The organism is Phenylobacterium sp. (assembly GCF_036263695.1).
Classification (GTDB): Bacteria; Pseudomonadota; Alphaproteobacteria; order Caulobacterales; family Caulobacteraceae; genus Phenylobacterium.
This window is the reverse complement of sequence record NZ_DATAGM010000088.1, coordinates 1-6,784: the sequence shown is the minus strand read 5'-3', so window position 1 is coordinate 6,784 and position 6,784 is coordinate 1. Positions and strand designations below refer to the sequence as shown.

Below are 6,784 nucleotides of genomic sequence, written 5' to 3'. Positions count from 1 at the left end.
CCCGCAGGTCGCCGCCGCCTTCGACCTGCTGCCGGAGTACCTCGCCTGGCACGTCCTGCTGAGCGCCGCGGCCCTCGGGCTCGGCGTCGCCATCAGCCTGCCGCTGGCCATCGCCGCCGCGCGGAGGCCGGCGCTGCGCTGGCCGGTGCTCGGCGGGGCGGGCGTGATCCAGACGGTGCCGAGTCTCGCCTTGCTGGCGCTGTTTTTCCCGCTGCTGCTGGCCCTGTCGGCGCTCAGCGAGCAGGCGACGGGGCGGGGCTTCTCCGCCCTCGGCTTCCTGCCGGCGCTGCTGGCCCTGACGCTCTATTCGATGCTGCCGATCGTGCGGAACACCATCACCGGGATCGCCGGACTGGATGCAGCGGTGCTCGAGGCCGCGGACGGCGTCGGCATGACGCCTGGCGAGAAGCTGCGCCTCGTCGAGCTGCCGTTGGCCGCGCCCATGATCATGGCCGGGATCCGCACCGCCGCCGTCTGGACCATCGGGGCGGCGACGCTGGCGACGCCGGTCGGCCAGACCAGCCTCGGCAACTACATCTTCGCTGGCCTGCAGACCGAGAACTGGGTGTTCGTGCTGTTCGGCTGCGCGGCCTCGGCGGCGCTGGCGCTCATCGCCGACCAGCTGCTCGGCCTCATCGAGCGGGGCGCGGCGCGGCGCAGCCGCGGCCTGGTCATCGGCGGCGCGGCGGGGCTGGTGGGCGGCGTGCTGCTCGCCCTCTTGCCGCTGGCCTCCGCGGCCGGGACGACGACCTACGTCGTCGGCGCGAAGAACTTCTCCGAGCAGTACATCCTGGCCGAGCTGATGGCCGAGCGGCTGGAGGCCGGAGGCGCGCAGGTGCGCCGCAAGGAGGATCTGGGCTCGGCCATCGCCTACCGCGCGCTCGCCTCGGGCGAGATCGACGCTTACGTCGACTACTCCGGCACTCTCTGGACCAACGTGCTGGGCCGCAAGGACAACCCCGGCCGCGAACAGGTGCTGGCCGAGCTGACCCGTGAGCTGAAGGTCCGCGACGGCGTCCTCGTGCTGGGCTCCCTCGGCTTCGAGAACGCCTATGCGATGGCGATGCGCGAGGACCGCGCCCGGGCGCTGAACATCGCCTCCATCGCCGATCTTGCCGCCCACGCGCCGCAGCTGGTGATGGGCGCGGACCTGGAGTTCTTCTCCCGGCCGGAGTGGAAGGCGGTGGAGAGCGCCTACGGCCTCGACTTCAAGGCCCAGCGCACCTTCCAGCCCACATTCATGTACCGGGCGCTGGCGCGCGACGCCGACGTGATCAGCGCCTTCTCCTCCGACGGGCGGATCGCCGCCGACCGGCTGCTGGTGCTGGCCGACCCGAAGGGCGCCCTGCCGCCCTACGATGCGGTGATCCTCGTCGCCCCCAAGCGGGCGGGGGACGCGCGCCTGCTGGCGGCCCTGCGGCCGCTGATCGGCAAGATCCCAGTGGAGGCGATGCGAGAGGCCAACTACAGCCTCGACCGGGACGACGACAAGGCGACGCCGGCGCAGGCCGCCGCGGCGCTCGCCGCCAGGGTCGGCCTGACGCCACAACCATAAGGAAGTCTAAGCAAAACAACGCGCAACGCGCGCCGTTAAGAGCCTGTTCGGTGAGTGCTGTTAGCCTGCACGCACGATGACGGCTCCTCGGTCGCTCCTGACGCTGTTCGACAGCCGCTTCGATGCGGCGGCCGCGAGCGTATACGCCTTCCGGCCCGTCCGGGTCGGGATCGCCATGGTGCTCGTGCCGCTGATGGCCATGGCCATCTCGGTCACTGGCGCACTCTGGTGGATGCTGGCGGCCGCCATCGCAGAGATCGGACTGATCTCCACCACGGGCCCGGCCGCGCGCGGTGAGGCGCTGTCGCAGCGCCGGCGGCGGGCCTGCTTCGTAGTTTACGCCCTGGCGGTGCCGACTTGGACCGGGGCCGGCGCGATGCTCTGGGCGTCGGACAACACCGCCTGCCAGGTGGCGGGCGCGGGCTTCTTCGCCGCCCACCTGCTGTATATCCAGGCCCTGCACGCCCGCTCGCTTGGCGCGCTGATCCCGACCACCCCCTCAATCTTCGCCCCGGCCCTCGCGCCGCTGCTGGTCCAGCAGTACTCGGGCTGGGACCAACTGTACGTGATGCTGACCTTCGGCACGATCGTCGGCCATGCCCTGTTCGGCTTCTACGTGACGCTCAAGACCGCGGCGACCTTGGACGAGGCGCAGACCGAGACGCTGGCCGCCAGCAGGGCCAAGAGCGACTTCCTGGCCAAGATGAGCCACGAAATTCGCACGCCGCTGAACGGCGTGCTCGGCATGACCCAGAGCCTGCTGCAGGACGGCAGGCTCGAGGCCGGCCAGCGGGAGAAGCTGGCGGTCGTCGAGCAGTCCGGCGGGGCGCTGCTGGCGCTGCTGAACGACCTGCTGGACATTTCCAAGATCGAGGCGGGCAAGCTGGAGCTGGAGGTCCGCGCGTTCGACCTAGCGGCGGCGCTGAAGTCGGTGGTGTCGACGTTCTCGGCCGTGGCCGCCGATAAGGGGATCGGGCTGCGGCTGGAGATCGACCCGGAGGCGCAGGGCGCCTACGACGGCGACGCTCTCCGCGTTCGTCAGATCGTCACAAACCTCGTCTCCAACGCCGTGAAGTTCACCGAGAGCGGCGAGGTCGCGGTCCGCGCGGGCGCGTCTCCTGACGGGCGGGTGAGGATCTCCGTCTCCGATACCGGGATCGGCATCGACGACGAGACGCTGGGCCGGCTGTTCGCCAAGTTCGAGCAGGCCGACAGCTCCACCACGCGCCGCTATGGAGGGAGCGGGCTGGGCCTGGCCATCTGCCGCGAGATCGCTGAATTGATGGGGGGCCACATCGACGTCGAGAGCGCGCCCGGCCGCGGCGCGACGTTCACGGTGACCCTGCCCCTCAAGCCGAGGCGTGCGCCCGCGCCAAGCGCCAGGGCTGAGGCCGAGGGCGGCGCCGAGCGGCCCGTGCTGACCGGCCTGCGCGTGCTCGCCGCCGACGACAACGCCACCAACCGCCTGGTCCTCAAGGCGCTCCTCGCCCCAATGGATGTCGACCTGACGCTGGTCGAGAACGGGCGCGAGGCGCTGGGCGCCTGGCAGGCCGAGCCGTGGGACCTGATCCTGATGGACGTGCAGATGCCGGAGATGGACGGCGTGGAGGCGACCGCCGCGATCCGGGCCGCCGAGCAGGCGAGCGGGCGGCCGCGTACGCCGATCATCGCCCTCACCGCCAATGCGATGACCCATCAGGTCGCGCACTACCTCGCCAGGGGCATGGACGGCCATGTCGCCAAGCCCATCGACGCCACGTCGCTCTATACGGCGATCGCCGGCGGGCTGGCGGCGCGCGAGGCGAACGAGGCGGCGACTGGCTAACCCCGCTACTCCGCCGCGTGGCGAAGGCCTTCGTGGGCGGCGTCCTCGACCGGGCAGGAATTGCGTCCGGCGGTGATCAGCTTCCAGCTGGCGACCGCCTGCTGGGCCGCAGCCGTGATCGGCGCCAGCAGACGCTGCGTCCCGGCCGTCGCTTCCGACCGGCCCTGCGGCCGCCCGCCGACCGCTCCAACCGACACGGGCTCGATCAAGAAGGCGTCCAGCCCCGCCTCGCGCGCGATGAAGCTGGCCAACTCGGCCCATGAGAGCGCCTGACGGGTGGCGAGCCGGACCCGGCCTCGCGCGCCGTCGATCAGCAGGTCCAGCAGGGCGTGAGCCGCGTCCGGCAGGTAGCCGGACGGCGCAAGCCGGTTGGATGCGGCCCGGAAGGCGCGCCCGGCGCTCAGCGCCTCGATCACCTGGTGGCTGAATTCCACCATCTCGTGCCGGGCGATCAGCGCGCCGCCCACGATCACCAGTTCCTCCGGTCCCTGGGGCAGGAGATCGCCGTGCGTGCTCCAGGTGGCGACGGCGAGGCCGGCGTCGATCGCTGCACGGCTGACCTCGTCGCCAGCGGACCCGCAGCAGAGATTGACCACGGCCCAGGCTGTTGTGCGCTGGGCGGCGACGTCGATCCGCTCGCCGATCGGCGCCGGATCAGAGCCGCCGGCCTCGATCCGTTCGTAGGCCAGGTCGCGAAGTTCGCACGCCGCGACGAGCGCGGCCATGCGCGCGCTGTCCGGACCGGCGATCAACACGGGGCGTGCGGGGAGGGGAGGGGCCGCTGAGGTCGCCGCCCGGGCGCAGGGCGCCGGCAGGTCGATGACCTGGTCGAAGAACCGGTCTTCGCGCCGCCACCATCCCCGGCCGGGCAGGGCGGGATGGCTCGGGCTGCGGCCGGACGCGAGCTCCTTCAGCATCGCCGACATCCCGGTGGGCTCGGGGCGGCCGTCCCGCAGGTCGAAGACGCCCGTCTCGTAGTGGCCGGCCTCCTCCGTAAGCAGCCGATTCCAGTCGAAGGAGCCGAGCAGCCCCCAGGCGGTGACCGCCCTCAGGTCGACGCCTGAGGCGCGCGCCTCTTCCGCCGCTCGCCAGACCTCCCAGAACCAGCGCATCTGCTCTTCGCGGGTGCAGCCGTTGTGGCATTCGGTGATGGCGATCGGCAGCCCGTACCGCTCCCAGGTCTGCTGCAGGAGGGCGCCGACGCCAAGCGGGCCGCCCTTCACGGTGCGCACGGCCTCGATGTTCACGTAGGGTCCGGGCCCGTCGCCGCCGAGGAGCTCTCGCGGGTAGAGTTCGGTGCGGTGGTCGAGCAGCCGTTCGCTGGAGAGGTAGTGGTTCAGCCCGATCAGGTCGGGCGGGCAGGGATCGTCGGCGATCGCCCGCAGCCGGTCCCCCAGTCCCCAGGCGCAGAGCCGCTCCCAAAGGGGATGTTCGGGCGTCACCCGGCCGGCCAGCAGGTCCCAGGTGATCCAGCGCCGCTCGTTCTCGTAGGCCGCCTGGCCGAGCATCGGCTCCGTCGCGTGACAGAAACCCAGATCCTCGGTCTGCACGAGCCGCGCGCCCGGGTTCACCTGGCGGATCTCGCGCATCGACAGCCGGGTCGCGTCAATCTCGTTCAGCAGTGCGCGCCAAAAGGCGCCTTCGTTCGTCGCGTGGGGATACCAGATGCCGTAGAGGGCGCTGAAACGGGCGGTGGTCAGCGGCTCGTTGACCGGAGTCCAATCCTCGACCCACGGGTAGCGCTCGGCGGTCGCGCGGGCGTGCGCCGCCAGGCCTGCGGCGAATCCCTGATCGTCCAGCAGGCTGGTATGGCGCGGCCCGCTGCCATGGTGACAAAGGCCGACGATCGGCCGCATCCCGAGCCGAGCGATCTCCGCCAGCCGCCCGTCCGACCAGGTGAAGTCCCGGACCTCTGGCGCGCCAGGGGAGACCCGCTCCCAAAGGACCGGGTAGCGTATCGACGACAGGCCGAGGTCGGCGAACAGGCGGAGATCTTCGAATCGGTCTTGGTGACCGGAGAGGACGGTCTGGTCCAGGTAGCGACTGCGCACCCGGTTCACGGTGCACTCGTGGCCGCCCCAAAGCTCCAATGACTCCACGCCAACTCCTTGATTTCGGCCGCACGCGACCTGGAACGACAGCGAGGGAGAAAGGCGACCGGCAGGCGCGGCGTTGCGCCCATCAACCTTTGTTACGGGCGGGAACCGGGCAGGCGTTAACAAAGGTAGCCCTTCGTTAACCATGTTGCGCGAGCTTCGGGATCGACACGCCCCACCACTCAACTGCAGTACGCAACGAGGCTTTCCCATGAACGGCGCCGAGGTTCTCGATGTCGGCCGAGACGCCATCTGGCTGACTATCCAGCTGTCGGCGCCGGTGCTCATCGTCGGCCTGATCGTCGGCGTCGGCATCGGCCTGTTCCAGGCCCTCACGCAGATCCAGGAGGCGACCCTCGTCTACGCGCCGAAGATCGTGGCCATCTTCGTCTCCCTGCTGCTGTTCCTGCCGGTCATGGGGGCGCTGATGAGCGGCTTCATGCGACAGATCGCGGCGCGCATCGCCGGCATGTGAGGGGGCGCACCGCCCCATGGAATCCTACGCCACAGCCGCCCAGGTCTGGGCCGCCGGCCTGATCTTCGCCCGCATCGGGGCGCTGCTGATGGTGATCCCTGGCGTCGGCGAGCAGTCGGTGCCCCCGCGCATCCGGCTGGCCTTCGCGCTGCTGTTCACGCTGATGCTCTACCCCGTGTTGGTCGGGTCCATGCCGGCGGTTCCGGCGAGCGTCGGCAGCCTGGCGGCGCAGGTCATCAAGGAGATCCTGATCGGCCTGGTCATCGGCACCATCCTGCGCCTGTTCATGGCCTCGCTGGCCACGGCGGGGGAGGTGGTCTCGCTGCAGACCACCCTGTCGTTCGCTCAGACCGCCAATCCGGGGCAGGCCCAGCCGACGGCGACGCTGGCCACCTTCCTGGCACTGCTCGGGCTGGTGCTGGTGATGACCACCGACCTGCACCACATGTTCATCTCCGCGGTCGTGCGTTCCTACACCCTGTTCCCGGTGGTGAAGCCGCTGCCGGTGGGCGACTCGGCTCAGCTGGCCATCCAGACGGTGGGCGATAGCTTCGCGCTGGGCATCCAGCTCTCTGCGCCGGTGCTCGTGTTCAGCCTGGTGTTCAACATCGCCACCGGCCTGGTCGGCCGGGTGATGCCCCAGTTCCCGGTGTTCTTCGTGGCCAGCCCGATCATGGTGCTGTTGGGGCTGTCGATCTTCGCCTTGAGCCTGGGCGCCGTCGGCCTCGTCTGGGTCGACCGCTACCGCCAGCTCGCGGACGTCTTCGTGTGACCCATGGCTGAGGAAAACGAAGGCGCATCCAAAACAGAAGAGCCGACACCGCAGAAGCTCC

At 70.4% G+C, this 6,784-nt stretch carries 5 protein-coding genes; 4 read left to right on the top strand and 1 reads right to left on the bottom strand.

Annotated features, from left to right (window positions below; all coding sequences use genetic code 11):
- The first annotated feature begins 25 nt into the window (after positions 1–25).
- Positions 26–1,555: an ABC transporter permease/substrate-binding protein gene (locus tag VHK87_RS03460; RefSeq protein ID WP_329633502.1), complete on the top strand. Its 1,530-nt coding sequence runs from the start codon at positions 26–28 to the stop codon at positions 1,553–1,555.
- 76 nt (positions 1,556–1,631) lie between these two features.
- The gene (locus VHK87_RS03455; protein WP_329633501.1) at positions 1,632–3,380 is read left to right on the top strand and encodes an ATP-binding protein; all 1,749 of its coding nucleotides are present in this window, start codon (positions 1,632–1,634) and stop codon (positions 3,378–3,380) included.
- A 5-nt stretch (positions 3,381–3,385) separates the two neighbouring features.
- Here the strand turns inward: VHK87_RS03455 and VHK87_RS03450 are convergent, their stop codons facing one another.
- A complete protein-coding gene (locus VHK87_RS03450) occupies positions 3,386–5,479 on the bottom strand; it encodes a family 1 glycosylhydrolase (protein WP_329633500.1) in 2,094 nt (697 codons plus the stop codon).
- A gap of 208 nt (positions 5,480–5,687) precedes the next feature.
- Between VHK87_RS03450 and fliQ the strand changes: the two genes are divergently transcribed.
- Both fliQ and fliR read left to right on the top strand, forming a co-directional pair.
- Positions 5,688–5,951 (top strand): flagellar biosynthesis protein FliQ, encoded by a 264-nt coding sequence (gene fliQ / locus VHK87_RS03445; protein ID WP_329633499.1) that lies wholly within the window; start codon positions 5,688–5,690, stop codon positions 5,949–5,951.
- 16 nt (positions 5,952–5,967) lie between these two features.
- On the top strand, positions 5,968–6,723 hold the full coding sequence (gene fliR, locus VHK87_RS03440) for a flagellar biosynthetic protein FliR (RefSeq protein WP_329633498.1): 756 nt from the start codon (positions 5,968–5,970) through the stop codon (positions 6,721–6,723).
- Positions 6,724–6,784 lie beyond the last annotated feature (61 nt).